Annotated in this window: 23 protein-coding genes and 1 riboswitch; of the genes, 9 read left to right on the plus strand and 14 right to left on the minus strand. The window is 55.1% G+C overall.

Translation table 11 applies throughout. The annotated features are described in order from the left end of the window. Positions 1-2: 2 nt before the first annotated feature. The 11 genes from mraY to leuO all read right to left on the minus strand — a co-directional run bounded on the left by mraY (position 3) and on the right by leuO (position 12,767). Complete coding sequence (gene mraY / locus ACOTYB_RS00565) at positions 3-1,085, minus strand: phospho-N-acetylmuramoyl-pentapeptide-transferase (RefSeq protein WP_003856353.1); 1,083 nt, start codon at positions 1,083-1,085, stop codon at positions 3-5. Next, a complete protein-coding gene (gene murF / locus ACOTYB_RS00570; protein ID WP_220153568.1) occupies positions 1,079-2,437 on the minus strand; it encodes a UDP-N-acetylmuramoyl-tripeptide--D-alanyl-D-alanine ligase in 1,359 nt (452 codons plus the stop codon). The genes mraY and murF overlap by 7 nt, the downstream gene beginning before the upstream one ends. Further along, positions 2,434-3,921 carry a UDP-N-acetylmuramoyl-L-alanyl-D-glutamate--2,6-diaminopimelate ligase gene (murE, locus tag ACOTYB_RS00575; protein WP_022650392.1) on the minus strand — a complete coding sequence of 496 codons (1,488 nt, stop codon included), beginning with the start codon at positions 3,919-3,921 and terminating at the stop codon, positions 2,434-2,436. Before murE ends, murF begins: the two co-directional genes overlap by 4 nt. Beyond that, the gene (locus ACOTYB_RS00580) at positions 3,908-5,674 is read right to left on the minus strand and encodes a peptidoglycan glycosyltransferase FtsI (RefSeq protein WP_409248719.1); all 1,767 of its coding nucleotides are present in this window, start codon (positions 5,672-5,674) and stop codon (positions 3,908-3,910) included. Before ACOTYB_RS00580 ends, murE begins: the two co-directional genes overlap by 14 nt. 15 nt (positions 5,675-5,689) lie before the next feature. Beyond that, positions 5,690-6,055 carry a cell division protein FtsL gene (gene ftsL / locus ACOTYB_RS00585; protein WP_003856363.1) on the minus strand — a complete coding sequence of 122 codons (366 nt, stop codon included), beginning with the start codon at positions 6,053-6,055 and terminating at the stop codon, positions 5,690-5,692. Next, positions 6,052-6,993 carry a 16S rRNA (cytosine(1402)-N(4))-methyltransferase RsmH gene (gene rsmH / locus ACOTYB_RS00590; RefSeq protein WP_063978725.1) on the minus strand — a complete coding sequence of 314 codons (942 nt, stop codon included), beginning with the start codon at positions 6,991-6,993 and terminating at the stop codon, positions 6,052-6,054. The genes ftsL and rsmH overlap by 4 nt, the downstream gene beginning before the upstream one ends. 2 nt (positions 6,994-6,995) lie before the next feature. Further along, positions 6,996-7,454, minus strand: a complete 459-nt coding sequence (gene mraZ, locus ACOTYB_RS00595; protein ID WP_003856368.1) for a division/cell wall cluster transcriptional repressor MraZ — start codon at positions 7,452-7,454, stop codon at positions 6,996-6,998. Between the two features lie 590 nt (positions 7,455-8,044). Further along, a complete protein-coding gene (cra, locus tag ACOTYB_RS00600) occupies positions 8,045-9,049 on the minus strand; it encodes a catabolite repressor/activator (protein ID WP_003856369.1) in 1,005 nt (334 codons plus the stop codon). A 179-nt stretch (positions 9,050-9,228) separates the two neighbouring features. Then, positions 9,229-9,720, minus strand: coding sequence for an acetolactate synthase small subunit (ilvN, locus tag ACOTYB_RS00605; RefSeq protein WP_003856371.1), 492 nt, complete (start codon positions 9,718-9,720; stop codon positions 9,229-9,231). A 1-nt stretch (position 9,721) separates the two neighbouring features. Further along, complete coding sequence (gene ilvI / locus ACOTYB_RS00610; RefSeq protein WP_045336109.1) at positions 9,722-11,446, minus strand: acetolactate synthase 3 large subunit; 1,725 nt, start codon at positions 11,444-11,446, stop codon at positions 9,722-9,724. Between the two features lie 376 nt (positions 11,447-11,822). Continuing rightward, the gene (leuO, locus tag ACOTYB_RS00615; RefSeq protein WP_023324151.1) at positions 11,823-12,767 is read right to left on the minus strand and encodes a transcriptional regulator LeuO; all 945 of its coding nucleotides are present in this window, start codon (positions 12,765-12,767) and stop codon (positions 11,823-11,825) included. A gap of 628 nt (positions 12,768-13,395) precedes the next feature. Here leuO and leuL point away from each other — a divergent pair. From leuL to leuD, 5 genes are all read left to right on the plus strand, one after another. Next, positions 13,396-13,482, plus strand: coding sequence for a leu operon leader peptide (gene leuL / locus ACOTYB_RS00620; protein WP_113772366.1), 87 nt, complete (start codon positions 13,396-13,398; stop codon positions 13,480-13,482). 91 nt (positions 13,483-13,573) lie between these two features. Beyond that, positions 13,574-15,145 carry a 2-isopropylmalate synthase gene (gene leuA, locus ACOTYB_RS00625; protein ID WP_045342607.1) on the plus strand — a complete coding sequence of 524 codons (1,572 nt, stop codon included), beginning with the start codon at positions 13,574-13,576 and terminating at the stop codon, positions 15,143-15,145. Beyond that, entirely contained in the window at positions 15,145-16,236 is a 1,092-nt protein-coding gene (leuB, locus tag ACOTYB_RS00630) for a 3-isopropylmalate dehydrogenase (protein ID WP_003856380.1), read from the plus strand. The genes leuA and leuB overlap by 1 nt, the downstream gene beginning before the upstream one ends. Before the next feature lie 2 nt (positions 16,237-16,238). After that, the gene (gene leuC, locus ACOTYB_RS00635) at positions 16,239-17,639 is read left to right on the plus strand and encodes a 3-isopropylmalate dehydratase large subunit (protein WP_003856382.1); all 1,401 of its coding nucleotides are present in this window, start codon (positions 16,239-16,241) and stop codon (positions 17,637-17,639) included. A 10-nt stretch (positions 17,640-17,649) separates the two neighbouring features. Further along, on the plus strand, positions 17,650-18,255 hold the full coding sequence (leuD, locus tag ACOTYB_RS00640) for a 3-isopropylmalate dehydratase small subunit (RefSeq protein WP_045342605.1): 606 nt from the start codon (positions 17,650-17,652) through the stop codon (positions 18,253-18,255). Positions 18,256-18,313: 58 nt separating this feature from the next. Here leuD and ACOTYB_RS00645 read toward each other — a convergent pair whose 3' ends face one another. After that, positions 18,314-19,492, minus strand: coding sequence for a sugar efflux transporter (locus ACOTYB_RS00645; protein ID WP_045342604.1), 1,179 nt, complete (start codon positions 19,490-19,492; stop codon positions 18,314-18,316). A gap of 121 nt (positions 19,493-19,613) precedes the next feature. After that, positions 19,614-19,766 (minus strand): glucose uptake inhibitor SgrT, encoded by a 153-nt coding sequence (sgrT, locus tag ACOTYB_RS00650; protein WP_003856388.1) that lies wholly within the window; start codon positions 19,764-19,766, stop codon positions 19,614-19,616. Between the two features lie 88 nt (positions 19,767-19,854). Here sgrT and sgrR point away from each other — a divergent pair, with 88 nt between their 5' ends. The 4 genes from sgrR (at position 19,855) to thiQ (ending at position 24,933) form a co-directional block, all read left to right on the plus strand. Further along, on the plus strand, positions 19,855-21,510 hold the full coding sequence (sgrR, locus tag ACOTYB_RS00655; protein WP_045342603.1) for an HTH-type transcriptional regulator SgrR: 1,656 nt from the start codon (positions 19,855-19,857) through the stop codon (positions 21,508-21,510). A 36-nt stretch (positions 21,511-21,546) separates the two neighbouring features. Beyond that, positions 21,547-21,647, plus strand: a riboswitch (TPP riboswitch). Between the two features lie 31 nt (positions 21,648-21,678). Further along, positions 21,679-22,662 (plus strand): thiamine ABC transporter substrate binding subunit, encoded by a 984-nt coding sequence (gene thiB / locus ACOTYB_RS00660; protein WP_003856391.1) that lies wholly within the window; start codon positions 21,679-21,681, stop codon positions 22,660-22,662. After that, entirely contained in the window at positions 22,638-24,248 is a 1,611-nt protein-coding gene (gene thiP, locus ACOTYB_RS00665; protein WP_045342602.1) for a thiamine/thiamine pyrophosphate ABC transporter permease ThiP, read from the plus strand. The genes thiB and thiP overlap by 25 nt, the downstream gene beginning before the upstream one ends. After that, on the plus strand, positions 24,232-24,933 hold the full coding sequence (gene thiQ / locus ACOTYB_RS00670) for a thiamine ABC transporter ATP-binding protein ThiQ (RefSeq protein WP_220153567.1): 702 nt from the start codon (positions 24,232-24,234) through the stop codon (positions 24,931-24,933). The genes thiP and thiQ overlap by 17 nt, the downstream gene beginning before the upstream one ends. 44 nt (positions 24,934-24,977) lie before the next feature. Here thiQ and ACOTYB_RS00675 read toward each other — a convergent pair whose 3' ends face one another. Beyond that, a complete protein-coding gene (locus ACOTYB_RS00675; protein WP_023324146.1) occupies positions 24,978-25,745 on the minus strand; it encodes a DedA family protein in 768 nt (255 codons plus the stop codon). Positions 25,746-25,763: the final 18 nt, after the last annotated feature.

The following is a 25,763-nucleotide window of genomic DNA, read 5'->3' on the forward strand; positions in this document are numbered from 1 at the left end:
GATTAACGTACCTTCAGCGTTGCCAGGCCAATCAGCACCAGCATCAGCGAAATAATCCAGAAGCGCACAATGACGCGCGGCTCCGGCCAGCCTTTCAGTTCATAGTGGTGGTGAATCGGTGCCATACGGAAGATGCGCTGACCGCGCAGCTTGAAGGAACCGACCTGCAAAATCACCGACAGCGTCTCAACCACAAACACACCGCCCATGATTACCAGCAGGAACTCCTGACGCAGCAGCACGGCGATAATACCCAGTGCGCCGCCCAGCGCCAGTGAACCGACGTCGCCCATAAAGACCTGCGCCGGATAGGTGTTGAACCACAGGAAGCCCAGCCCCGCCCCGACAATCGCCGTACAGACGATAACCAGTTCCCCCGCGTGTCGCAGGTACGGAATGTGCAGGTAATTTGCAAAGTTCATGTTACCGGTCGCCCAGGCTACCAGCGCGAAACCGCCCGCGACAAACACGGTTGGCATGATGGCCAGGCCATCCAGACCATCGGTCAGGTTGACGGCGTTGCCGGTACCGACGATCACAAAGTAAGCCAGCAAAATGTAGAACAGCCCCAGCTGCGGCATCACGTCTTTGAAGAACGGCACCACCAGCTCGGTAGCCGGGGTGTCTTTTCCTGCCAGGTAAAGGGCAAAGGCCACGCCCAGCGCAATCACCGACATCCAGAAATACTTCCAGCGGGCGATCAAACCTTTGGTGTCTTTGCGTACGACTTTGCGGTAGTCATCAACAAAACCGATGATCCCGTAGCCAACCAGAACGGTCAGCACGCACCAGACGTAGGGGTTAGACGGATACGCCCACAGCAGCACGGACACCACAATCGCGGTCAGGATCATGATCCCGCCCATGGTCGGCGTACCCCGCTTGCTGAAGTGCGATTCCGGACCGTCGTTGCGCACAACCTGGCCGAAAGAGAGTTTTTGCAGACGGGCAATCATGCGCGGGCCCATCCACAGCGAGATGAACAGCGCAGTCAGCAGGCTGACGATGGCACGAAACGTCAGATAGGAAAAGACGTTAAAGCCTGAGTAATATTTGACCAAATGTTCGGCCAGCCAAACTAACATGTCCCGTTCTCCTGTAATGCGTGCACAACCTCTTCCATGGCGGCACTACGTGAACCTTTAACTAAAACAGTCACAATCTGTTTTTCTGTAATCAATGCCTTCAGGCGTTCGATCAGTGCAGATTTATCGGCAAAATGTTCGCCAACTTCACTGGCATCGGCAATGGCCTTGCTCAGCGGGCCTGCGCTCAATACGCGGTCAAGCCCGGCGGCTTTCGCCGCTTCACCCACCTGAACATGGCAGGCTTCGCTTTCATCACCCAGCTCGGCCATATCGCCCACAACCATCACGCGATAGCCCGGCATTTCAGACAAGACCTGTACGGCCGCCGTCATTGAGCCAACGTTAGCGTTGTAGGAGTCATCCAACAGGAGTTTGTTTTCAGCCAGCTGGATCGGGAACAGACGCCCCGGCACGGCTTTTAAATTTGCCAGACCTGCTTTGATCGCCGCGTGTGAGGCACCTACCGCCATTGAGAGCGCTGCCGCAGCAAGCGCATTGGCGATGTTATGACGACCCGGCAGGGGCAGCAGCACGTCGATGTCGCCCGTTGGGGTTGTGAGGGTGAACTCGGTGCCGTGTGACGTCACATGAATGTTGGTCGCCGAAAAATCACTGTTTGCCGCATTCGGTGAGAAGCGCCAGGTTTTACGTGAACCAATGATGCTCTGCCAGTTCAGCCAGTCGTTGTTATCGGCGTTCATAATGGCGATGCCGTCATCCGGCAGGCCGGTATAAATTTCACCTTTCGCTTTCGCCACACCGGCCAGAGAACCAAAACCTTCAAGATGTGCCGCCGCCAGGTTATTCACCAGCGCCGCTTCCGGACGGGTCAGGCTCACGGTCCAGGCGATTTCGCCCTGATGGTTAGCCCCTAACTCAATCACCGCATATTCATGCTCGTGGGTCAGGCGCAGCAGCGTCATCGGCACACCGATGTCATTATTAAGGTTGCCCGCCGTATAAAGCGTGTTACCGCACTGGCTAAGGATCGCCGCGGTCATCTCTTTAACGGAGGTTTTGCCCGACGAGCCCGTCAGTGCCACGACGCGTGTTGGCACCTGCTGGCGAACCCATGCCGCCAGCTCGCCAAACGCCAGGCGCGTATCTTTCACCACAATCTGCGGCAAATCGATATCGAGCTTACGACTGACCAGCAGCGCGCCCGCGCCGTTATCTTTAGCCTGTTGCGCAAAATCGTGGGCGTCAAAACGTTCACCCTTCAGCGCCACAAACAGGCAGCCCGCCGTCACCTTACGGGTGTCGGTGGTTACAGCCTCGATGGTCAGATCCTGACCATGCAGCACCCCCTGCAATACCGCAGCGGCCTGGCTTAACGTAATGCTAATCATGCCACCACTCCCAGCAGACGCGCTGCCGTCACGCGGTCGGAGTAATCCAGACGACGATTGCCGACAATCTGATAATCTTCATGACCTTTACCGGCCAGCAGAACCACATCGTTCTCCTGCGCCTGCATAATGGCGTTAGTCACGGCCTCCGCACGGCCTTCGACCACGCGCGCACGTCCCGCATCCAGCATGCCCGCCAGAATGTCGTTGATAATGGCCCGCGGCTCTTCGGTACGCGGGTTGTCATCGGTTACCACGGGAATATCCGCGAACTGCTCAGCGATGGCGCCCATCAGCGGACGTTTGCCCTTGTCGCGATCGCCACCGCAGCCAAACACGCACCAGAGCTTGCCAGCGCAGTGCAGACGCGCCGCTTCCAGCGCTTTTTCCAGCGCATCCGGCGTGTGGGCGTAATCCACAACCACCGTCGGCTTGCCCGGCGCGCTAAACACTTCCATGCGGCCACAGACCGGTTGCAAACGCTCAGCCGTTTTCAGCAGATCCGCCATCGGGTAACCCAGCGCCAGCAGCGTCGCCAGCGCCAGCAGCAGGTTACTGACGTTAAAGGCCCCCATCAGGCGGCTTTCAATTTCACCTTCGCCCCAGGTGGAAGCAAAGCGGATCGTCGCCCCGCTATCGTGGTAGTTCACTTCGACCGCCTTCAGCCAGCGGCCGCGGCAGTTCGGATTAATGCGATCTTCCATCGACACCGCCACCGCATCTGGCAGTTTTTCCAGCCAGCGGCGACCGACTTCGTCGTCGGCGTTAATGATCGCCTGCCCGTGGTGGTGAGTGGAATAAAGCAGCCATTTCGCCGCTTCGTAGTGCTCCATATCACCATGATAATCAAGGTGATCGCGGCTCAGGTTAGTAAAGACAGAGGCAGCAAATTTCAGGGCCGCCACGCGATGTTGTACCAGACCATGGGAAGAGACTTCCATCGCAGCGAAGGTCGCCCCCTGCTCAGCGAGGCCCGCCAGCACACGCTGCACGTCAACCGCCGAGCCTGTAGTGTTTTCCGTCGGGCTTACTTTGCCCAGAAGACCGTTCCCCACCGTGCCCATGACGGCACCGGTTTCGCCCAGCAGCTGCGCCCACTGCGCCATCAGCTGAGTGGTGGTGGTTTTTCCGTTGGTTCCTGTCACGCCAACCAGCTGTAACTGGTCGGAAGGTTCGTTGTAAAAACGTCCTGCCAGCGCGGAGAGACGCTCATTCAGCTGGCTGAGATAGATGACCGGCACGCCGTGCATTTCACGGATCTCACCGTCTGTTGCCTCATCTTTGGCCTCAGCAATAATGGCAGCAACACCTTGCGCAATCGCCTGCGGGATATAACGACGCCCGTCCGCCTGATGACCCACCACTGCCACAAAAAGATCGCCAGAAGCCGCTACGCGGCTGTCCAGTACCATCTCTCGCAGTGCTCGCGCAGGTAGCATAGGCACCCACGGAGCAAGAAGGTCGCGCAAATTACGATCTGCCACCTGTTCCCTCGCCTTGATTAATTACAAATTCACTTTTTTCGCCCGCCGCCAGCGCATCCGGTTCAATGTTCATGGTGCGCAACACGCCGCCCATAATAGCCCCGAACACAGGCGCGGAGACGGCGCCGCCGTAGTATTTACCCGCCTGCGGATCGTTGATGACGACCACCAGTGCAAAACGCGGATTGCTTGCAGGCGCTACGCCTGCGGTATAGGCAATGTATTTGTTGATATAGCGGCCGTCCGGCCCCACTTTTTTCGCTGTACCAGTTTTAATGGCGATACGATAGCCCTTAATTGCGGCCTTCACGCCGCCACCGCCAGGTAACGCGACGCTTTCCATCATATGCACGACGGTACGAACGATAGATTCCGGGAAAACACGTTCCCCCGGAACCGGTGGATCAACTTTGGTGATCGACAGCGGACGATAAATGCCATAGCTGCCAATCGTTGCGTAGACTCGCGCTAACTGTAAGGGAGTTACCATTAGCCCGTAGCCGAAAGAGAAGGTGGCCCTCTCTATGTCAGACCACCGTTGTTTTTGAGGATATAAGCCACTGCGTTCTCCGACCAACCCCAAATTGGTCGCCTTTCCCAGCCCAAAACGTGAGTAAGTATCTACTAACGCTGAGGACGGCATCGCTAACGCCAGTTTTGACACACCGACGTTACTCGACTTCTGCAAGACCCCGGTCAGGGTCAGTTCGCTATAACGTGCCACGTCTTTGATTTCGTGACCGTTAATTCGATAAGGGATCGTATTCAGAACGGTATTTTCGTTGACGATGCCTCGCTGTAGAGCCGTCATCACCACCATGGGTTTTACGGTCGAACCGGGTTCAAACACATCGGTGATGGAGCGGTTACGCATTGCATCTTTTGCTGTACCGGCAAAATTATTCGGGTTGTATGAGGGGCTACTGGCCATCGCCAGCACTTCACCTGTCGCCACATCCACCAGCACGGCGCTGCCCGATTCCGCCTTGTTAAACGCGACGGCGTTGTTCAGTTCACGATAGACCAGCGCCTGCAAGCGTTCATCAATACTCAGGGCCAGGTTGTGCGCGGCCTGGCTGTCTGTCGAGGAAATGTCTTCAATGACGCGACCATAGCGGTCTTTACGCACGATTCGCTCGCCAGGCTGGCCGGTAAGCCACTTGTCGAAGCTTTTTTCAACGCCCTCAATCCCCTGGCTATCCACGTTGGTAAAGCCAATCAGGTGCGCGGTGACTTCGCCGGAAGGATAGTAACGGCGGGATTCTTCCCGCAGATGAATGCCCGGCAGCTTCAGTTTCTTAATGTAGTCAGCCATGTCAGGGTTCACCTGACGAGCAAGATAGATGAAGCGCCCTTTCGGGTTGGCGTTAACGCGTGACGCCAGCTGATCCAGCGGCATTTTCAACGCGTCTGAGAGCGCCTTCCAGCGGTTATCAAGGGTGATCCCGCCTGCGTCGTGCAGCTCTTTCGGATCGGCCCAGATCGCCTTCACCGGCACGCTCACCGCCAGCGGGCGGCCGGAGCGGTCGGTGATCATCCCACGAGAGGTAGAAACTTCCTGCACGCGCAGAGAACGCATATCCCCCTGACGCACCAGCATGTCAGGCGCGATGATTTGTAGCCACGCCACGCGTCCCAGCAGGAAACCCAGCGCCAGTAAAATGCAGCCGCAAAGCAACGCAAAACGCCAACTGACAAAGTTGGCCTGTTCTTCCTGGCGTTTTGGTTTTAGCGTTTTTGCCGCTGCTTTCATGCGTCGCGTTTTCCCTTATTTTTGTACTACGATATTTTCCTGCGAAGGATCAACATGCTGTAATTGCAGTTTTTCCGTTGCGATCCGTTCAACCCGGCTGTGATCGCCGAGCGCGTTTTCTTCAAGGATCAGATTTCGCCATTCAATATCCAGCGCATCGCGTTCCAGTACCATCTGTTCGCGCTGCGCAGTTAATAAACGGGTATGGTGAGCGGTGGTGACCACCATGACTGCCGTCACAATGATGCAAATGAACAAGCAGAGTGGCAGCTTCCCAAACCGCAAAAGATCGTCGCCGATCACGCCAGGCAAGGCATGGCGCTCGTTGCTTCCTAACGATCCCTTAACTTTGCTTAGGGTCTCTGTCACTCTGCTGATCATGCGTTCGTCCTCTCTGCAATACGCAGCACTGAACTACGGGCACGTGGATTCTCTGCCACCTCTTCTTCGCCCGGCATCAACTTGCCTAATGCTCGCAACTGACGGCCGCCCAGCTTTCTGAGTTGTTCTTCCGTCATCGGCAGCCCAGCTGGAACCTGCGGACCGCGGCTCTGTTCACGCATAAAGCGTTTTACGATGCGATCTTCCAGCGAATGGAAACTGATGATGGATAACCGCCCACCCGGGGCCAGCACGTCGAGCGAGCTTTTTAGCGCCAGCTCTATTTCCTCCAGTTCACTGTTTACCCAGATACGAACCGCCTGGAAGGTACGGGTCGCAGGATGTTTGTGCTTGTCCTTTACCGGCGTTGCCGCCGCGATGACTTCTGCCAGCTCTTTGGTACGGGTCATTGGCTCAACGCGGTTGCGCTCCACGATGGCGCGGGCAATACGTTTGCCAAAGCGTTCTTCGCCGAAGGTTTTGATTACCCAGGCAATATCCGCTTCGTCAGCAGTTTGTAACCATTCAGCGGCAGACTGGCCGCGAGTGGGGTCCATACGCATATCCAGCGGTCCATCACGCATAAAGGAAAAACCGCGTTCTGCATCATCAAGCTGTGGTGAAGAGACGCCAAGATCGAGGAGAATCCCGTCGATCTTGCCGGTCAGGCCGCGCTCAGAGACATAATCCGCAAGCGCAGAGAAAGGTCCATGCACGATGGAAAAGCGAGGATCATCGATGGTTTGCGCAACGGCAATCGCCTGCGGATCGCGGTCAATTGCCAGCAGGCGTCCTTCCGCTCCAAGCTGAGAGAGGATCAAACGCGAGTGACCACCGCGACCAAAAGTGCCATCAATATAGATGCCGTCTGGACGAATATTCAGGCCGTTAACGGCCTCATCCAGCAGCACCGTTGTATGTTTATAATTTTCCATCATATTTATAGAGACAAGTCCCGCAGCCGTTCCGATAATGTTTCGGAATCAGACTGCTCAGCGTCGATATCTTCCTTGACCTGTTGATACCAGGTCGTTTCGTCCCACAGTTCAAACTTGTTGAACTGTCCGACCAGCATCACTTCTTTAGTCAGACCGGCATGTTGCCGCAACACAGGCGCAATCAATAATCGCCCGGCGCTATCCATCTGACATTCACTGGCATGTCCCAATAACAGCCGCTGTACGCGGCGTTCCTGCGGGTTCATGCTCGACAGTCGCGACAGCTTTTGCTCAATGATTTCCCATTCAGGCAAAGGGTAAAGCAGCAGGCAGGGGGAGTTGATGTCAATGGTGCAAACCAGTTGACCCGAAGCGTTCTCAATCAGCTGGTCGCGGTATCGGGTTGGTACCGATAAACGCCCTTTGCTGTCGAGATTGACTAACGTTGCTCCACGGAACATACCAGTCTCACCCCTCCTCACCACTTTAACCCACAAATTCCCACCTGAAGGAGTTTACGGAGCGAGGGAAAAGCTTGTCAAGCCAGGTCTCTCTCTATACCGGCGCGAAAGCACCGTATTTACAGAGCAAGCGTGACCTGGCTAATTACTACACAACTGGCGAGGCAAAATTAACGTTATGAATATTTGTAAGAAAAAAACAGAATATGCACACGAGCGTTAAGACTCACTCAATATCATCGCAGGGAAATATAAAGTGTCAGTTTGCGACGCGGGCAGCATTTTAAGGCATATCGCCGGGGGATAACAGCGCCAGATTAACCTCAAAGCCAGATGGATTCGTTCGTGTGCGTTGAGGTCTGAAGGGGGGAGTAAAAAATGGCTGAATATTCATCGGCTGGCACCTGTTTGTAACAAAACAATACAAGGAATGCCCGTTAAAAATTATAATTGCACTTTTTAACATCAAAATGGACTCAGAATAATAGCAGGCTATGAATCTTAGAGATAAATCCTAATTTTTATCCGTGAATTATTTCCCGCAATAAATGCGCTTCAAAAGGGGCAGTTTTACCGCCCCTGTGGAAATATTAATGGCGGCTCAAAATTCCGCGCCGATAGAGATTACGTTTGATACGCGTAAGTCCGGGTTTCGGTTTGCGGGGTTCATCCAGGCTTGCCAGAACAATCTCAAGCACGCGCTCGGCGACGTCGCGGTGACGCTGGGCCACGGCCAGCACCGGACATTGCAGGAAGTCGAGCAGTTCGTTATCGCCGAAGGTCGCAATCGCCAGATCGGATGGCAGTTTGCCATCGCGACGTAACGTCACATCCATCACCCCCTGCAACAGGGCAAACGAGGTGGTAAACAACGCCTGCGGCATCGGGTGCGTTTCCAGCCATTTCTCGAACAGCTGGGCAGCCGCTTCACGCTCATAGCTGTTGGCATACAGATAATGAACGTCACGCGGATCGTCTTTCCATGCCGTACGGAACCCTTGTTCACGCAGGAAGCTTACGGAAAGTTCAGGCAAAGCGCCAAGATACAGCACCGTTTCAGCCGGGAAGGTACGCAGCTCGGCAGCCAGCATTTCTGCATCGTCCTGATCGGCACCTACGACACTGGTGAAATGTTCACGATCCAGCGCACGATCCAGCGCCACAATCGGGAACGGATCGTTTGCCCAGCGCTGATAGAAAGGATGCTCTGGTGGTAAAGAGGTCGACACGATGATGGCGTCAACCTGACGTTGCAGCAGATGCTCAATGCAGCGCATCTCGTTGTCAGGCTGATCCTCGGAGCAGGCAATCAACAGCTGATAGCCCCGCTGACGAGCCTGACGTTCCAGATAGTTGGCGATGCGGGTATAGCTGGTATTTTCCAGGTCCGGGATCACCAGGCCAATCGAGCGGGTGCGCCCGGCACGTAAACCTGCGGCGACAGCATTCGGATGGTAATTATGCTCACGAACGACTGCCATCACTTTCTCAACGGTCTTATCGCTGACACGATACTGCTTTGCTTTACCGTTAATCACATAGCTGGCCGTGGTTCTCGACACGCCGGCGAGCCGGGCGATTTCATCCAGTTTCACAATTGCCCCTCAAAAAAAGAAAAAAGTCCATGGCCCTGTCAAGGTTATGGTTAAATATTTTAACATCTAAACGCAGAATAGCTTTCACGGCAACCGCTTTTGTCCGCGTTGTCGGTGGATTACGCAAAAAAAAGCCCGGCTTTGGCTACCGGGCTGAAAGAGGCGAACCTTTTGCGCAACTAACGCATGATTTTATCGCCGCGCGAGAGGCCAACAACGCCAGAGCGCGCAACTTCAACAATTTTTGCTACATCCCTGACGGAGGCCAGGAACGCATCCAGCTTATCGCTCGTTCCGGCAAGCTGCACAGTATATATAGAAGGCGTGACGTCGATGATCTGCCCACGGAAGATATCCGTGTTGCGCTTGACCTCTTCACGACCGTAACCGCTGGCCTGAATTTTCACCAGCATCACTTCACGTTCGACGTAAGCCCCCTGCCCCAGCTCGCTGACGCGCAACACGTCCACCAGTTTGTGCAACTGTTTTTCGATCTGCTCAAGCACTTTCGCATCGCCGACAGTCTGGATCGTCATGCGGGAGAGCGTTGGGTCATCGGTCGGCGCAACGGTCAGGCTTTCAATGTTATAGCCGCGCTGCGCAAAAAGCCCAATGACGCGTGACAGTGCGCCCGACTCATTTTCCAGTAATACAGATAATATCCGGCGCATATCAGGTTCTCTCCGTTTTGCTTAACCACATTTCATCCATACCGCCGCCACGGATATGCATCGGATAAACGTGCTCTGTGCCGTCGACGATGACGTCCATGAAGACGAGGCGATTGTTTTTAACGTGCTCAAGCGCTTCGCCGAGCTTCGCTTCCAGCTCTGACGGATCGGTTACCCGCATGCCAATATGACCATAGGCTTCAGCCAGGCGGACAAAGTCCGGAAGTGACTTCATATAAGACTGAGAGTGACGGCCAGAATAAATCATATCCTGCCACTGCTTTACCATACCGAGGTAACCGTTATTCAGGTTCAGCACCAGCACTGGCAACTCATATTGCAGCGCAGTAGAAAGCTCCTGAATATTCATCTGTATGCTGCCATCACCCGTCACGCAGATCACCGTTTCGTTTGGCAACGCCAGCTTCACCCCCAGCGCGGCGGGCAGACCAAAGCCCATCGTGCCGAGCCCGCCAGAGTTGATCCAGCGACGCGGTTTATCAAACGGGTAATACAGCGCAGCGAACATCTGATGTTGGCCCACGTCAGAAGTGACATACGCATCGCCATTGGTCAGACGCCAGATCGTCTCGATCACCGCCTGCGGCTTGATGTTCTCACTCTGTGTGTCGTACTTAAGGCACTGACGGCCACGCCACTGTTCGATTTGCTGCCACCAGTCGCGGATCTCGTCCAGCGGTTGAGACGCGGTCTCCTGCGTCAGCAGATCCAACATTTGATCCAGCACCTGTCGTGCGTCCCCCACGATCGGCACATCCGCCGGCACCGTTTTAGAGATTGAAGTCGGATCGATATCAATGTGCAGCACCGTCGCATGCGGACAGTATTTCGCCAGATTATTGGTGGTGCGATCGTCAAAACGCACGCCGACGGCAAAAATCACATCAGAATGGTGCATCGTCATATTGGCTTCATAGGTGCCGTGCATACCCAGCATGCCCAGCGCCTGACGGTGGGTAGCCGGGAATGCCCCCAGCCCCATCAGCGATGACGCGACAGGAAGATTCAGCTTCTCAATCAGTTCGCGTAGTTGCGTTTCACAGGCTGCATTGACGGCGCCGCCCCCCACATAGACTACGGGCTTTTTCGCAGCCAGCAGCGTTTGCAGCGCACGCTTAATCTGGCCTTTGTGCCCCTGCGTCGTCGGATTATATGAACGCATGCTCACCGACTCAGGCCACAGGTAAGGCAGTTTATTCGCGGGATTGAGAATATCTTTTGGCAGATCGACAACCACTGGCCCAGGACGACCGCTGGCGGCCAGCCAGAAGGCTTTTTTCAGTACGCCCGGGATGTCTTCCGTTTGTTTAACCAGAAAGCTGTGCTTCACCACGGGGCGTGAGATCCCCACCATGTCGCATTCCTGAAACGCATCATAGCCAATCAGTGACGTCGCCACCTGTCCGGAGAGAATGACCAGGGGAATGGAGTCCATATACGCAGTCGCAATGCCGGTAATGGCATTGGTCGCCCCCGGTCCGGAAGTGACGAGCACAACACCCACCTCGCCCGTGGCGCGGGCCAGGCCGTCAGCCATATGCACAGCAGCCTGTTCATGACGAACCAGAACATGATCAATACCGCCTACCGTGTGCAGCGCGTCATAAATATCAAGAACCGCACCTCCAGGATAGCCGAACACTTGCTTCACGCCCTGATCGATAAGCGATCGGACGACCATTTCCGCGCCAGACAACATCTCCATGCTTTGCCTCCAGGCTTTTGTTATAGACGGTCAACAGAATTCATTTCCGCGCCGTCTTCTGACAGGGTAAACCCATCTTATAATGTGCAGAGTGATGGATACCTTAACCGCTCGTTATGAGCCAGGCAATTAGCAAACGGAATGCGGGAATGGGCAATAAAAGCAGAAAAAACAGCTGTCAGACACGAATATGGTGAATTCATCTGCTATGAGGGGAGACGCTAATAATTCATCTCTTAAAAAGAGGATGGATCAGGAAATCATCTATTTTTAAGCCTCCCTGAGTGTCTGAAAAAATGCGCACAGAACAAAATATTGCTTGCATAAAAAACCACAGAATAAACCGCATGGCACCATGCAGTTTATTCATCCTGTCTTATCGACGACAAATATTGACCAGCAGCTCTTCCATCCATTGATGCCCTTTATCCCGCCCCGCCGCTTCATGCCAGGAAAGATAACAGGTACGGCTATTCAGCTTGAGCGGCAGAGGTAAAATTTGCAGGCTCAGCGAATCGGAGAACTCTTCAGCAAGCCAGCGCGGTGCAATAGCGACTAGCTGCGTCTGAGAAACGACATTCAATACGCTGACCATCGCCATTCCCTGATAGGCCACGCTGGCTTGTTTATCGGCAGTGTCATACCACGGCAGACTAAATGAGGCATATCTGTCCAGAGCAACCACGGCATGCTGCTCGCTGTAAACATCGCTTTCACGCAGCGGAGAATTCATACGGGGATGTTTTTTGCTGGCGACTAACACCATTTCATCTTTAAACAATGGAACACAGGCAAACTCTGGACGGCGAAACTCTTCATAGCCCAGAACGAACTCCGTTTCCTGATAACGAAGCTGGTGCTCAGTATTTTGATTTAATGATGATTTAAAAACGAGATGAATATTAGGAGCAATCTGTTCAACTTTATTATATATAACAGACGTCAAATAATTGTCTAACGGACTGCAAACACAGAGATGGAAAACCCGTTCACTGCTTAAGGGTTCAAAACCCGAGCCGGGAAGCTCATTTTGTACCAGCTGTAGCGCCTGACGAATCGAACCGAATAGCTGGAATGCACGCGCCGTGGGCTGGATACCTCTTCCATAGCGGACGAATAACTCGTCGTTAAACATCACCTTAAGTCTGGCTACGGCATTACTCACGGCAGGTTGAGACATTCCCAGAGATTGCGCTGCTCGCGTAATATTCTGCTCCTGCATAACTGCATCAAATACAGTTAACAGATTGAGATCCACTGTGCGCAACTGAGGCTTAACCCCATCATAAGTCTGTGGTTGGTTAATATTATTTTCTGGCATTTCTGACTCCACCGTCACGCTAAATTCCCTTTGCCAAGGTACAGTAATAACTTCGAAAAATATGATTTACCATGCATATACAACAAGCGAAAGGGAATTATTTAAAATTCGGAATATATAAAGAAACCCCATTCAACGAGCGACTTTACGCATCCCATAAATGAAGAGCTAAAAATCGTTCAAAAGATATCTCAAACTTTAATGTGGGCATGAAACCATAAATCAGACAAATGCACAATCAACGCACTCATTAATAATGACTTAAGTGTTATTAAACTATTAATGGCATACATCGCATTTTCATTAACAAAATGATATCAATTTTGATAACTTACTCACCCGCAAATCATTCATGTAATTTATAAATCAATGATATGAAACAGATTCCATTTCACAGCACATTGGTAAAAATAGTATGTTCAATTGCTACCAATTATATTCAAATTATTCCAGAGATGAATCGCCAGTCCAATAATAGACAATAAAATCGGTTAGACATGCAAAAACCAGCACAATTAGCTAATGTGTTTATCCTGTACTGAGTGGCCGTTTTGCCTGAGAGGGGTTGACATGAGTTGGCGTATCCAGTACCACTAAAAGCATATCGCATTCACCTGGAGCACGATTCATGATTCGCACCCTTCGTTTCACCCGTCTACTACTACTAAACGCATCCACTGTGCGCGGTAGACTGGCGGGCGAAATTCAGCGTTGAATCGTCTTCAGTAAAACTAAAAACCCGCGCCACTGCGCGGGTTTTTTTATGCTCGTAGCAAGGCGCCCTAAGACTGACAAGGACCTAACCCATGAGCCAGCAAGTCGTTATTTTCGATACTACTTTACGTGACGGTGAACAGGCATTACAGGCGAGCCTGAGTGTTAAAGAAAAACTGCAAATTGCTCTGGCCCTCGAACGCATGGGTGTAGACGTTATGGAAGTCGGCTTTCCCGTCTCCTCGCCAGGTGATTTCGAGTCAGTGCAGACCATCGCCCGCACCATCAAAAACAGCCGCGTGTGCGGTCTGGCTCGCTGCGTAGAGAAAGATATTGATGTGGCCGCGGAATCCCTGAAAGTTGCAGAAGCCTTCCGTATCCATACATTCATTGCCACCTCCCCCATGCACATTGCGACCAAGCTGCGCAGTACGCTGGATGAAGTGATTGAACGTGCGGTGTATATGGTCAAACGCGCGCGTAACTACACTGATGACGTCGAATTCTCCTGTGAAGATGCAGGCCGCACGCCGATTGACGATTTGGCCCGTGTGGTGGAAGCCGCCATCAATGCCGGCGCCAAAACCATCAACATCCCTGATACCGTCGGCTACACCATGCCGTTTGAGTTCTCCAACATCATCACCGGCCTGTACGATCGCGTGCCAAATATTGATAAAGCCATCATCTCCGTGCATACCCATGACGATTTGGGCCTGGCTGTGGGCAATGCCATCGCCGCCGTTCACGCCGGCGCGCGTCAGGTAGAAGGGGCAATGAACGGCATTGGTGAACGTGCCGGCAACTGCTCGCTGGAAGAAGTGATCATGGCGATCAAGGTGCGCAAAGACATTATGAACGTGCACACTCGCATCAATCACAACGAAATCTGGCGCACCAGCCAGACCGTGAGCCAGATTTGCAACATGCCGATCCCGGCGAACAAGGCGATTGTTGGGGCTGGCGCGTTCGCCCACTCCTCCGGTATTCACCAGGATGGCGTGCTGAAGAACCGTGAAAACTACGAAATCATGACTCCGGAATCCATCGGTCTGAACCAGGTTCAGTTGAACCTGACCTCGCGCTCTGGCCGCGCGGCGGTAAAACACCGTATGGAAGAGATGGGTTATAAGGACAGCGATTACAACATGGATCAGCTGTACGACGCATTCCTGAAGCTGGCTGACAAGAAAGGCCAGGTCTTCGATTACGACCTGGAAGCACTGGCATTCATCAATAAACAACAGGAAGAGCCAGAACACTTCCGTCTGGACTACTTCACCGTTCAGTCAGGCTCAAGCGATATCGCTACCGCCTCCGTCAAGCTGGCCTGCGGCGATGAAATTAAAGCGGAAGCCGCCAACGGTAACGGCCCTGTGGATGCCATTTACCAGGCGATTAACCGCGTCACTGAGTACGACGTAGAGCTGGTGAAATACGACCTGACGGCAAAAGGGCACGGTAAAGACGCCCTGGGCCAGGTTGATATCGTCGTCAACTACAACGGTCGCCGCTTCCACGGTGTGGGTCTGGCGACAGATATCGTCGAATCCTCCGCGAAAGCGATGGTGCATGTCCTGAACAACATCTGGCGCGCCGCCGAAGTCGAAAAAGAGTTGCAACGCAAAGCTCAGAATAAAGAGAACAACAAGGAAACCGTGTGATGTCGAAGAATTACCATATTGCTGTGTTGCCGGGTGACGGTATTGGCCCGGAAGTGATGGCACAGGCGCTGAAAGTACTGGAAGCTGTTCGTTCGCGTTTTGCGATGAAAATTACCACCAGCCACTACGACGTGGGCGGTATTGCGATTGATAATCACGGTACCCCCCTGCCGAAAGGGACTGTAGAAGGCTGCGAAAATGCCGATGCCGTTCTTTTTGGCTCCGTGGGCGGCCCAAAATGGGAACACCTGCCGCCAGCAGAGCAGCCAGAGCGCGGTGCGCTGCTGCCGTTGCGTAAGCACTTCAAACTGTTCAGCAACCTGCGTCCGGCGAAACTGTACCCGGGGCTGGAAGAGTTTTGCCCGCTGCGCGCGGATATCGCGGCCAACGGTTTCGACATCCTGTGCGTGCGTGAGTTGACCGGCGGCATCTACTTCGGTCAGCCAAAAGGTCGCGAAGGCAGCGGTCAGCATGAGAAAGCGTTTGATACCGAGGTCTATCACCGTTTTGAAATCGAACGTATCGCCCATATCGCGTTTGAGTCAGCGCGCAAACGCCGCCGTAAAGTGACCTCTATTGATAAAGCAAACGTGCTCCAGTCGTCTATTTTGTGGCGCGAAATCGTCAGTGAAGTCGCTAAGCAGTACCCGGACGTTGCGCTGTCGCATATGTATATCGACAATGCAACGATGCAGCTGATCAAAGATCCGTCCCAGTTTGACGTGCTGCTGTGCTCCAACCTGTTCGGCGATATTCTCTCGGATGAGTGCGCCATGATCACCGGCTCCATGGGCATGCTGCCCTCGGCCAGCCTGAACGAAGAAGGCTTTGGCCTGTACGAACCGGCGGGCGGCTCCGCGCCGGATATCGCAGGCAAAAACATCGCCAACCCGATTGCGCAGATCCTCTCCCTGGCTCTGCTGCTGCGCTATAGCCTGGATGCAGGCGATGCAGCAACCGCAATTGAAAACGCCATTAACCGGGCGTTAGAAGAAGGCGTCCGTACCGGCGATTTAGCACGCGGCACGGCGGCAGTCAGTACCGATGAAATGGGCGACATCATTGCCCGCTATGTCGCTGAAGGGGTGTAATCATGGCTAAGACGTTATATGAGAAGTTGTTTGATGCGCACGTGGTCTACGAAGCACCAAACGAAACCCCACTGTTGTACATCGACCGTCATCTGGTACATGAAGTGACCTCTCCTCAGGCATTTGACGGCCTGCGCGCGCACAAGCGCCCGGTGCGTCAGCCGGGTAAAACCTTTGCCACGATGGATCACAACGTTTCCACCCAGACCAAAGACATCAATGCATCTGGCGAGATGGCGCGTATCCAGATGCAGGAGCTGATTAAGAACTGTAACGAGTTTGGCGTGGAGCTGTACGATCTGAACCACCCCTATCAGGGTATCGTCCACGTAATGGGGCCTGAGCAGGGGATTACCCTGCCAGGCATGACCATCGTCTGCGGCGACTCCCATACCGCAACCCACGGCGCATTTGGCGCGCTGGCGTTCGGGATTGGGACCTCTGAAGTTGAACACGTTCTGGCGACGCAGACCCTGAAGCAGGGCCGCGCCAAAACCATGAAGATTGAAGTGAAGGGGAAAGCCGCGCCGGGTATCACCGCGAAAGATATCGTGCTGGCGATTATCGGCAAAACCGGCAGTGCAGGCGGCACCGGTCACGTCGTTGAGTTCTGCGGAGATGCTATCCAGGCGCTGAGCATGGAAGGTCGTATGACCCTGTGCAACATGGCCATTGAGATGGGCGCCAAAGCAGGACTGGTGGCCCCAGACGAAACCACCTTCAACTATGTGAAGGGGCGTCTGCATGCGCCGAAAGGTCAGAATTTTGACGACGCGGTAGCGTACTGGAAAACCCTGAAAACGGACGAGGGGGCAATTTTTGATACCGTTGTGACGTTACAGGCGGAAGAGATCGCCCCGCAGGTCACCTGGGGCACCAACCCGGGCCAGGTGATTTCTGTCAACGACAGCATTCCTGACCCGGCTTCCTTCGCCGATCCGGTCGAGCGCGCCAGTGCGGAAAAGGCGCTGGCCTATATGGGGCTGAAACCCGGCGTACCGCTGACCGACGTGAGCATTGATAAAGTGTTCATCGGCTCCTGTACCAACTCCCGTATTGAAGATTTACGCGCTGCGGCAGAAATTGCTAAAGGCCGCAAAGTGGCGCCGGGCGTGCAGGCGCTGGTTGTGCCGGGCTCCGGTCCGGTGAAAGCCCAGGCGGAAGCGGAGGGTCTGGATAAGATCTTTATCGAAGCAGGCTTCGAATGGCGCCTGCCCGGCTGCTCCATGTGTCTGGCGATGAACAACGACCGCCTGAATCCGGGCGAGCGATGTGCCTCCACCAGCAACCGTAACTTTGAAGGCCGTCAGGGCCGCGGTGGCCGCACCCACCTGGTCAGCCCGGCAATGGCCGCCGCTGCGGCAGTCACCGGTCATTTCGCCGATATTCGCAGCCTGAAATAAGGAGACAATCATGGCAGAGAAATTTACCCAACATACGGGCCGTGTTGTCCCGCTGGATGCCGCTAACGTCGATACTGACGCTATCATTCCTAAGCAGTTTTTGCAGAAAGTGACGCGCACGGGTTTTGGTACGCATCTGTTCAACGACTGGCGCTTCCTCGACGATAAAGGCGAAGTGCCAAACCCGGAATTCGTCCTGAACTTTCCGGAATACAAAGGCGCCTCCATTTTGCTGGCGCGGGAAAACTTTGGCTGTGGATCGTCGCGTGAACATGCGCCATGGGCATTGACCGATTACGGCTTTAAGGTGGTTATTGCCCCCAGCTTCGCGGATATCTTTTACGGCAACAGCTTCAACAACCAGTTGCTGCCGGTGACGCTGAGCGACGAACAGGTCGATGAATTGTTCGCGCTGGTTAAGGCAAATCCGGGCATGTCGTTTGAAGTGGATCTGGAAGGGGAAGTGGTGAAAGCCGGGGATAAAACCTACAGCTTCAGCATTGATGCCTTCCGTCGCCACTGCATGCTGAACGGTCTGGACAGCATTGGTTTAACTCTCCAGCACGAAGACGCCATCTCAGCGTATGAGAAAAAACAGCCTGCGTTTATGGGCTAAAGACAATGGCCCGCAAAAAGCGGGCCATTGATTTGTTTCGTAAAGCCGCCTTCCAGAATCAGACATCCTTAACCCGGCAAGTCAGCCCAAGCGTAACCACCGAAATCGCGGCAATCACCCAGTAAACTGAGCCATGCCCGTAACTTTGCGCCAGCGCCCCCTGAATCACCCCCGCCAGGATCACTCCGGTCGAAATGCTGTTGGTAAAAAGCGTGGTCGCAGAGCCTGCGCGTCCGGGCATAAGATCCTGGAACCAGAGCATGCCGATCCCGGCAATGATGCCAATAAACACAGCATTAAACAGCTGAAGCGCCAGCAGCGCTTCGCGCGAATGGAATAAGATCAGCCCAAGATAAAACAACACCCCGGCTGCAACCGCAACCACCATCATTTTCCGTTTACCGAAACGTTTTACATAGTAACCCGCCAGAATCATCGCCGGAATTTCCAGCCCGGCAGCGGTGCCCATTAAGATCCCCGCGAGCTTGTCCGGTAAGCCCAGATCGCTGCTGATCCACAGCGGCATGTCGATGATGTACATGGTGTTGCAGGTCCACATCAGCGTCGAGGCAATAAACAGCATGCGGACGTTTTTGTCCTGCCAGCCGCTCACCTGGGTGAGCGGTTTATCCGCTGTCTGTTCGACGCGCGCCACGGACGGCAGTGCGAAGGCTATCAGCGCCAGGCTGATGACAAAAATCCCGGCTGCGATGGAAAACATCGCGGTAAAGCCGTAGTTCAGCGCCAGCATAAAGGCCAGCGGCGGACCAATGACCCACGCCAGCGAGAGCTGGGCGCGCATCACCGAGCTGAACATCACCACTTCCCGCGCCGAGCTATCCGCATATTCCCGGGCCAGCGCAAACAGCTGCGGCATGGCGGTGTTCGCAAGAGAGGCGAGCAGCACGCCGCAGGTAATGAGCGTCAGGTAATGACGATTGAAAGCAAAGAGCAGCGCGTTGCCCACGGCCATGGCGCAACAAAAGAGGATCAGCTTGCGGCGATCGCCCTGGCTGTCGGATCGTTTCGCCAGCCACAGGCTGACGAGGATCCCGGCAATGGCGTTGACGGTGTAGAACAGGCCCACCCAAAACGGCTGCGCCCCCACCTCGCGGCTGAGAAACAGGCTCAGCGTCGGCGCCTGTAGCGCGCCGGCTACGCCCATCATGAAGGCCACCAGCATAAAAGCGGCGTACACGCCATTCAGGCGTCGCCCCATCGTCATCAACCAGAGCATGCGCAAGTCCTTATGAAAGCGAATCGAAATTGGGTGAAATAGTAAACGAAAAAAGCCAGCAAAAAACATTTTGCTGGCGGGTGATTAGCACCAATACTCAGTCACACATGATCGAGGCGAGTTAGCGAGAAGAGGTCGGTTTCGTAACGTCCCACTGCATCAGATCTTCCAGTATTCTCAGCCGCTGCTCTGCGCACTGGCGGGCCAGCCAGGACACTCCCTTTGTCGCTGAAAAATAGTGCTGATAAAACTGACGTGCGGTAGACCTCTTCATAATTTACCTCCTCGCTTCATCGATAAGGATTATTGGCTTAATATAGGGATTAATAAATTGCTGATTTTTTGTCAGGAGTTCCCCTTTTATGCCTTCTGGTCGTCTGCAACAACAATTTATCCGCCTCTGGCAGTGCTGCGAGGGGCAATCGCAGGAGACCACGCTGAACGAGCTGGCTGAACTCCTCAACTGCTCCCGGCGTCATATGCGTACCCTCCTCAACACCATGCAGCAGCAGGGCTGGCTAAACTGGGAGGCTGAAGCCGGACGCGGCAAGCGCTCGCGCCTGACTTTCCTTTATACCGGCCTGGCGCTACAGCAACAGCGGGCGGAGGATCTGCTGGAGCAGGACCGCATCGATCAGCTGGTCCAGCTGGTGGGCGACAAAGCCGCCGTGCGCCAGATGCTGGTCTCGCATCTGGGACGCAGCTTTCGTCAGGGACGTCACATTCTGCGGGTGCTTTACTACCGCCCAATGAAAAATCTGTTGCCCGGTACGGCGTTACGTCGCTCTGAAACCCACATGGCCCGGCAGATATTCAGCGGCCTGACGCGGATAAATGAGGGAAACGGGGAACTGGAAGCGGATATTGCCCATCACTGGCAACAGGTGTCCCCGCTGCACTGGCGCTTCTTTCTACGCCCCGGCATTCATTTCCACCATGGACGCGAGCTGGAGATGCGCGACGTTATCGATTCCTTAGAGCGCGCCCGCACGCTGCCGCTCTATTCGCATATCTCGCGGATCCACTCCCCAACGGCCTGGACGCTGGATATTGAGCTATCGCAGCCGGACAAATGGCTTCCGTGGCTTCTGGGCTACGTCCCCTCAATGATCCTGCCTGCCGAGTGGCGCTCCCTGAACAATTTTTCCAGCCAGCCGATTGGTACGGGCCCCTACTCCGTTACACGAAACAACAGTAATCAGCTGAAGATCCGCGCCTTTGATGATTACTTTGGCTACAGGGCGTTGATCGACGAAGTGAACGTCTGGGTGTTACCGGATCTCAACGAAGAGCTGAGCGCAGGCCTGACCCTGGAAGGGCCAACAGCCGGTGAAAAGGCGTTCGAAAGCCGCCTGGAGGAGGGCTGCTACTACCTGCTCTTTGATAGCCGCAGCCATCGCGGGGCAAACCACGACGTACGCAGGTGGATCAGCCATATTCTTGCCCCTGCTAACCTGATTTATCACGCAGAGGAGCAATACCAGACCTGGTGGTTTCCGGCCTATGGCCTGCTTCCGCGCTGGCACCATGCGCAGCCAGTGCGCAGTGAAAAACCTGCCGGACTGGAGACCATCACCCTCAGCTACTATCGCGATCACATTGAGCACAGGTTTATCGCAAGGATCATGAGCACGCTGCTGGCAGCCGAAGGCGTGACCCTGGCGATACAGGAAGTCGATTATGATGAATGGCATCGCGGAGACGTTATCAGCGATATCTGGCTCAACAGCGCAAACTTTACGCTGCCGCTTGATTTCTCGCTCTTTTCTCACCTGTACGAAGTGCCCCTGATTCAGCACTGTATCAACCGGGACTGGCAGCAGGACGCCGCACGGTGGCGGGCAGGAGAAATGGATCTGGCCGCCTGGTGTCAGGAATTACTGGCCGGGCAGACGATCGTACCGTTGATTCACCACTGGCTGCTGATCCAGGGCCAGCGCAGCATGCGCGGCCTGCGGATGAACACCCTGGGCTGGTTTGATTTTAAATCCGCCTGGTTTGCGCCGCCGGAGCCATAACGCTTTCGTAATATTCACCAAATCATTACAATAGCGCCGTTCTCAACGGGGTGCTGCATCACTGATGTGCGCTGAGATAATACCCGTCGAACCTGATCCGGATAACGCCGGCGAAGGGATTTGAGGCTGTCTCTCAAAATCCTTTGCCACTCAACCCTGAGGTGCAAAGTGTTAAAAAACGTTCTTCCTCTGCTGGCGCTGTTTGCGCTGCCTGTTTTTGCTAAGCCTGTTCTGACGGTCTACACCTACGACTCCTTCTCCGCCGACTGGGGCCCTGGCCCGGTGGTAAAAAAAGCCTTTGAAGCGGACTGCAACTGCGAGCTGAAATTCGTGGCGCTGGAAGATGGCGTCTCGCTGCTTAACCGGCTGCGCATGGAAGGCAAAAACAGCAAAGCCGACGTGGTGCTCGGGCTGGATAACAACCTGCTGGAAGCCGCCACCCAAACCAGACTGTTCGCCAAAAGCGGCGTGGCGGCAGATGCCGTTAACGTACCGGGCGGCTGGAAAAACGACACCTTCGTTCCCTTTGATTACGGTTACTTTGCGTTTGTCTACGATAAAAACAAGCTGAAGAATCCGCCCAAAAGCCTGAAAGAGCTGGTCGAAAGTGACCAGAAATGGCGCGTGATTTACGAAGATCCGCGTACCAGCACGCCGGGTCTGGGGCTGCTGCTGTGGATGCAAAAAGTTTACGGGGATAAAACGCCGGAAGCGTGGCAGAAGCTGGCCGCGAAAACCGTTACCGTCACCAAAGGCTGGAGCGAAGCCTATGGCCTGTTCCTGAAAGGCGAAAGCGACCTGGTGCTGAGCTACACTACCTCTCCGGCCTACCACATTATCGCCGAGAAGAAAGACAACTACGCCGCCGCGAACTTTGCTGAAGGGCATTATTTGCAGGTGGAAGTGGCCGCCCGCACCGCCGCGAGCAAACAGCCGGAGCTTGCCGAAAAATTCCTGAAATTTATGATCTCCCCGGCATTTCAGAACGCTATTCCGACCGGCAACTGGATGTACCCGGTCACTGACGTTGCGCTGCCGGCAGGCTTTGAGCAGCTAAACAAGCCGCAAACCTCACTGGAATTTACGCCGCAGCAGGTTGCCGCCCAGCGCGCCGCATGGATTAGTGAATGGCAACGCGCCGTCAGCCGCTGATCCCCGGCTGGTTAGTTCCCGGGCTGCTCGCCGCCGTACTGATGGTCGTCGTCAGCCTGGGTGCATTCCTTGCGCTGTGGTTTAACGCGCCAGAGAGCGATCTACTCGCCCTCTGGCACGACAGCTATCTCTGGCACGTCATCCGCTTCTCCTTCTGGCAGGCGTTTCTCTCCGCGCTGCTGTCGGCGATCCCGGCCATTTTCCTTGCACGCGCCCTCTATCGCAGACGTTTCCCCGGCAGGCTTGCCCTGCTGCGGCTGTGCGCGATGACGCTGATCCTGCCCGTGCTGGTGGCGGTGTTCGGCATTCTGAGCGTCTACGGTCGGCAGGGCTGGCTGGCATCCCTCTTCAACCTGCTTGGTCTGGAATGGACCTTCTCCCCTTACGGCCTGAAAGGCATTCTGCTGGCGCATATTTTTTTCAATATGCCGATGGCGACGCGCCTCTTTTTACAGGCGCTGGAAAACATTCCCGGTGAGCAGCGTCAGATTGCCGCCCAGCTTGGCATGCGCGGCTGGTCGTTCTTCCGCTTTGTCGAATGGCCGTGGCTGCGACGCCAGATTGCTCCGGTTGCCGCGCTAATCTTTATGCTCTGCTTCGCCAGCTTCGCGACCGTACTTTCTCTCGGCGGCGGGCCGCAGGCCACCACCATTGAGCTGGCGATCTATCAGGCCTTAAGTTACGACTACGATCCGGGCCGCGCCGCGCTGCTGGCGATCGTGCAGATGGTCTGCTGCCTGGCGCTGGTGTTACTCAGCCAGCGGCTAAGTAAAGCGATCCCCACAGGTAGCAATAACTTGACAGGCTGGCGCGATCCGCAGGACAGCCTGCACAGCCGCGTCGCGGATTTTATGCTAATCGCATTGGCACTCCTGCTTCTGCTGCCCCCGCTGCTGGCCGTTATTGTTGATGGCCTGAATCGCAATGTGTTGTCGGTACTGCAACAGCCTGTCCTGTGGCAAGCAACGTGGACCTCATTGCGCATCGCGCTGGCTGCCGGGCTACTGTGCGTGATCCTGACCATGATGCTGCTCTGGAGCAGCCGCGAACTGCACGCGCGTCATGCCCGTAAAGCCGGACACGCGCTGGAACTGACGGGTATGCTGATCCTGGCGATGCCGGGCATTGTGCTGGCGACCGGATTCTTTTTACTGTTCAACAGCACCATCGGCCTGCCGGAAAGCGCCGACGGCATCGTCATTTTTACCAACGCACTGATGGCCATCCCTTACGCGCTCAAGGTGCTGGAAAACCCGATGCGCGACATCAATAGCCGCTACAGTTTGCTGTGTCAGTCGCTGGGCATGCAGGGCTGGCAGCGTCTGAAGGTGGTCGAACTGCGCGCGCTAAAGCGTCCGCTGGCCCAGGCGCTGGCGTTTGCCTGCGTGCTGTCGATTGGCGATTTTGGCGTTGTGGCCCTCTTCGGCAACGAGGATTTCCGCACGCTGCCGTTCTGGCTTTATCAGCAAATTGGCTCCTATCGTAGCCAGGACGGCGCCGTCACGGCGCTACTCCTGTTGCTGCTGTGCTTTGCGTTATTTACCGTTATCGAAAAACTTCCGGGGCGTGATGTTAAAACTGACTGATGTAACCTGGCTTTATGAGCACCTGCCAATGCGTTTTACCCTCTCCGTTCGTCAGGGAGAGCGAATCGCAGTGCTTGGCCCCAGCGGGGCCGGAAAAAGTACACTGCTCAATCTGATTGCCGGTTTTTTACAGCCTGCCAGCGGGTCGATCGTCATTGATAATGGCGAGTATACCTACGCTCCGCCGGCTAAGCGCCCGGTGTCGATGCTGTTCCAGGAAAACAATCTGTTCAATCATCTTACGGTGTGGCAGAACATCGCGCTGGGTATGGATCCGGGGTTGAAGCTCAATGTTGCGCAGCGTCAGACGCTGGAGGCGATCGCCGAACAAATGGGCCTGGCTGCGTTTATCAACAGACTACCGGGTGAGCTTTCCGGTGGCCAGCGCCAGCGCGTGGCGCTGGCGCGCTGCCTGGTGCGCAAGCAGCCGCTGCTGCTGCTCGATGAACCCTTTTCGGCGCTCGACCCCGCTCTGCGTCAGGAAATGCTCTCGCTGGTTGAGGAGGTTTGCGAGCGCGAACAACTGACGATGCTGATGGTTTCGCATAGCATCGAAGATGCCGCACGCATCGCGCCGCGATCGGTGGTGATCGCGGAGGGACGTATTTTGTGGGATGGGGAAAAAGAAGAACTTCTGAGTGGTAAGGCGGGGGCATCTTCACTTTTAGGTATTCGTGAGGTCTGATGCCCTCACCCTTGCCCTCTCCCACAGGGGAGAGGGAAAACACCTTAACGGCTCACCACCTTCAACAGGATCTCGCCGTACACCGGCATCAGCGGGTGGCGGATCAGCGCGATCAGCGCCACCACGGCCACCCCCAACGTCAGCGGGGCCAGCCAGAGCAGGCGAGTGCGCGGAAGATAGCGCGTCAGACGATCAACACTGGCTTTCGCGCTGCGCCACAGGCGCCAGCAGAGCCAGACCGCCAGCCACAGCAGCACCGCCGTGCCCAGCAGCAGCCATTTAAACTCACCGCTTTGCATACCGTCAGGAATATCAATCGCCGCGCCCGCCAGGATACCCGGCAGGAAGTAGAACGGCGGCCAGAAGACGCAGCCGATGATATTCGGCACCACAAACTTCGCGACGGGCAGATCCAGCATCCCGGCCACCATCGGCACCAGCGGACGCGTTGGGCCAACGAAGCGCCCCACGAGGATGGTGAACATGCTGTGCTGGTGCAGCGCATGCTCGGTTTTATCCAGCAGCGCTTTGTTTTTTTTCATGAACGACCAGCGGTGCAGCGGCTTCTTAAAGCGCCAGCCCAGCCAGAAGGAGATCCAGTCCCCCAGCAAACAGCCGATAATACCGGCCATCCACGCCTGCCAGAAATTGACCTCGCCGCTGCCGATAAGCGCCCCAAGCCCCGCCATCATCACGGTGCCGGGCAGGATCAGCCCGACCAGCGCCAGCGACTCCAGAAACGCCACCAGCGCCACGGCGATGAGCGAATACATAACGGACTGGGTAATAAAATGTTCCAGCAATGCCTGCATAACTATTCCGGTCAGAAA

Origin of the sequence: Enterobacter cloacae complex sp. IR5450, from assembly GCF_049238665.1 — a bacterium.
Classification (GTDB): Bacteria; Pseudomonadota; Gammaproteobacteria; order Enterobacterales; family Enterobacteriaceae; genus Enterobacter; species Enterobacter hormaechei_C.

Bases quoted from the DNA above. Each gene is read 5' to 3' on its own strand.
- mraY (WP_003856353.1), bottom strand. From the start codon at position 1,085: ATGTTAGTTTGGCTGGCCGAACATTTGGTCAAATATTACTCAGGCTTT.
- murF (WP_220153568.1), bottom strand. From the start codon at position 2,437: ATGATTAGCATTACGTTAAGCCAGGCCGCTGCGGTATTGCAGGGGGTG.
- ACOTYB_RS00580 (WP_409248719.1), bottom strand. From the start codon at position 5,674: ATGAAAGCAGCGGCAAAAACGCTAAAACCAAAACGCCAGGAAGAACAG.
- ftsL (WP_003856363.1), bottom strand. From the start codon at position 6,055: ATGATCAGCAGAGTGACAGAGACCCTAAGCAAAGTTAAGGGATCGTTA.
- rsmH (WP_063978725.1), bottom strand. From the start codon at position 6,993: ATGATGGAAAATTATAAACATACAACGGTGCTGCTGGATGAGGCCGTT.
- mraZ (WP_003856368.1), bottom strand. From the start codon at position 7,454: ATGTTCCGTGGAGCAACGTTAGTCAATCTCGACAGCAAAGGGCGTTTA.
- ilvN (WP_003856371.1), bottom strand. From the start codon at position 9,720: ATGCGCCGGATATTATCTGTATTACTGGAAAATGAGTCGGGCGCACTG.
- ilvI (WP_045336109.1), bottom strand. From the start codon at position 11,446: ATGGAGATGTTGTCTGGCGCGGAAATGGTCGTCCGATCGCTTATCGAT.
- leuO (WP_023324151.1), bottom strand. From the start codon at position 12,767: ATGCCAGAAAATAATATTAACCAACCACAGACTTATGATGGGGTTAAG.
- leuL (WP_113772366.1), top strand. From the start codon at position 13,396: ATGATTCGCACCCTTCGTTTCACCCGTCTACTACTACTAAACGCATCC.
- leuA (WP_045342607.1), top strand. From the start codon at position 13,574: ATGAGCCAGCAAGTCGTTATTTTCGATACTACTTTACGTGACGGTGAA.
- leuB (WP_003856380.1), top strand. From the start codon at position 15,145: ATGTCGAAGAATTACCATATTGCTGTGTTGCCGGGTGACGGTATTGGC.
- leuC (WP_003856382.1), top strand. From the start codon at position 16,239: ATGGCTAAGACGTTATATGAGAAGTTGTTTGATGCGCACGTGGTCTAC.
- leuD (WP_045342605.1), top strand. From the start codon at position 17,650: ATGGCAGAGAAATTTACCCAACATACGGGCCGTGTTGTCCCGCTGGAT.
- ACOTYB_RS00645 (WP_045342604.1), bottom strand. From the start codon at position 19,492: ATGCTCTGGTTGATGACGATGGGGCGACGCCTGAATGGCGTGTACGCC.
- sgrT (WP_003856388.1), bottom strand. From the start codon at position 19,766: ATGAAGAGGTCTACCGCACGTCAGTTTTATCAGCACTATTTTTCAGCG.
- sgrR (WP_045342603.1), top strand. From the start codon at position 19,855: ATGCCTTCTGGTCGTCTGCAACAACAATTTATCCGCCTCTGGCAGTGC.
- thiP (WP_045342602.1), top strand. From the start codon at position 22,638: ATGGCAACGCGCCGTCAGCCGCTGATCCCCGGCTGGTTAGTTCCCGGG.
- thiQ (WP_220153567.1), top strand. From the start codon at position 24,232: ATGTTAAAACTGACTGATGTAACCTGGCTTTATGAGCACCTGCCAATG.
- ACOTYB_RS00675 (WP_023324146.1), bottom strand. From the start codon at position 25,745: ATGCAGGCATTGCTGGAACATTTTATTACCCAGTCCGTTATGTATTCG.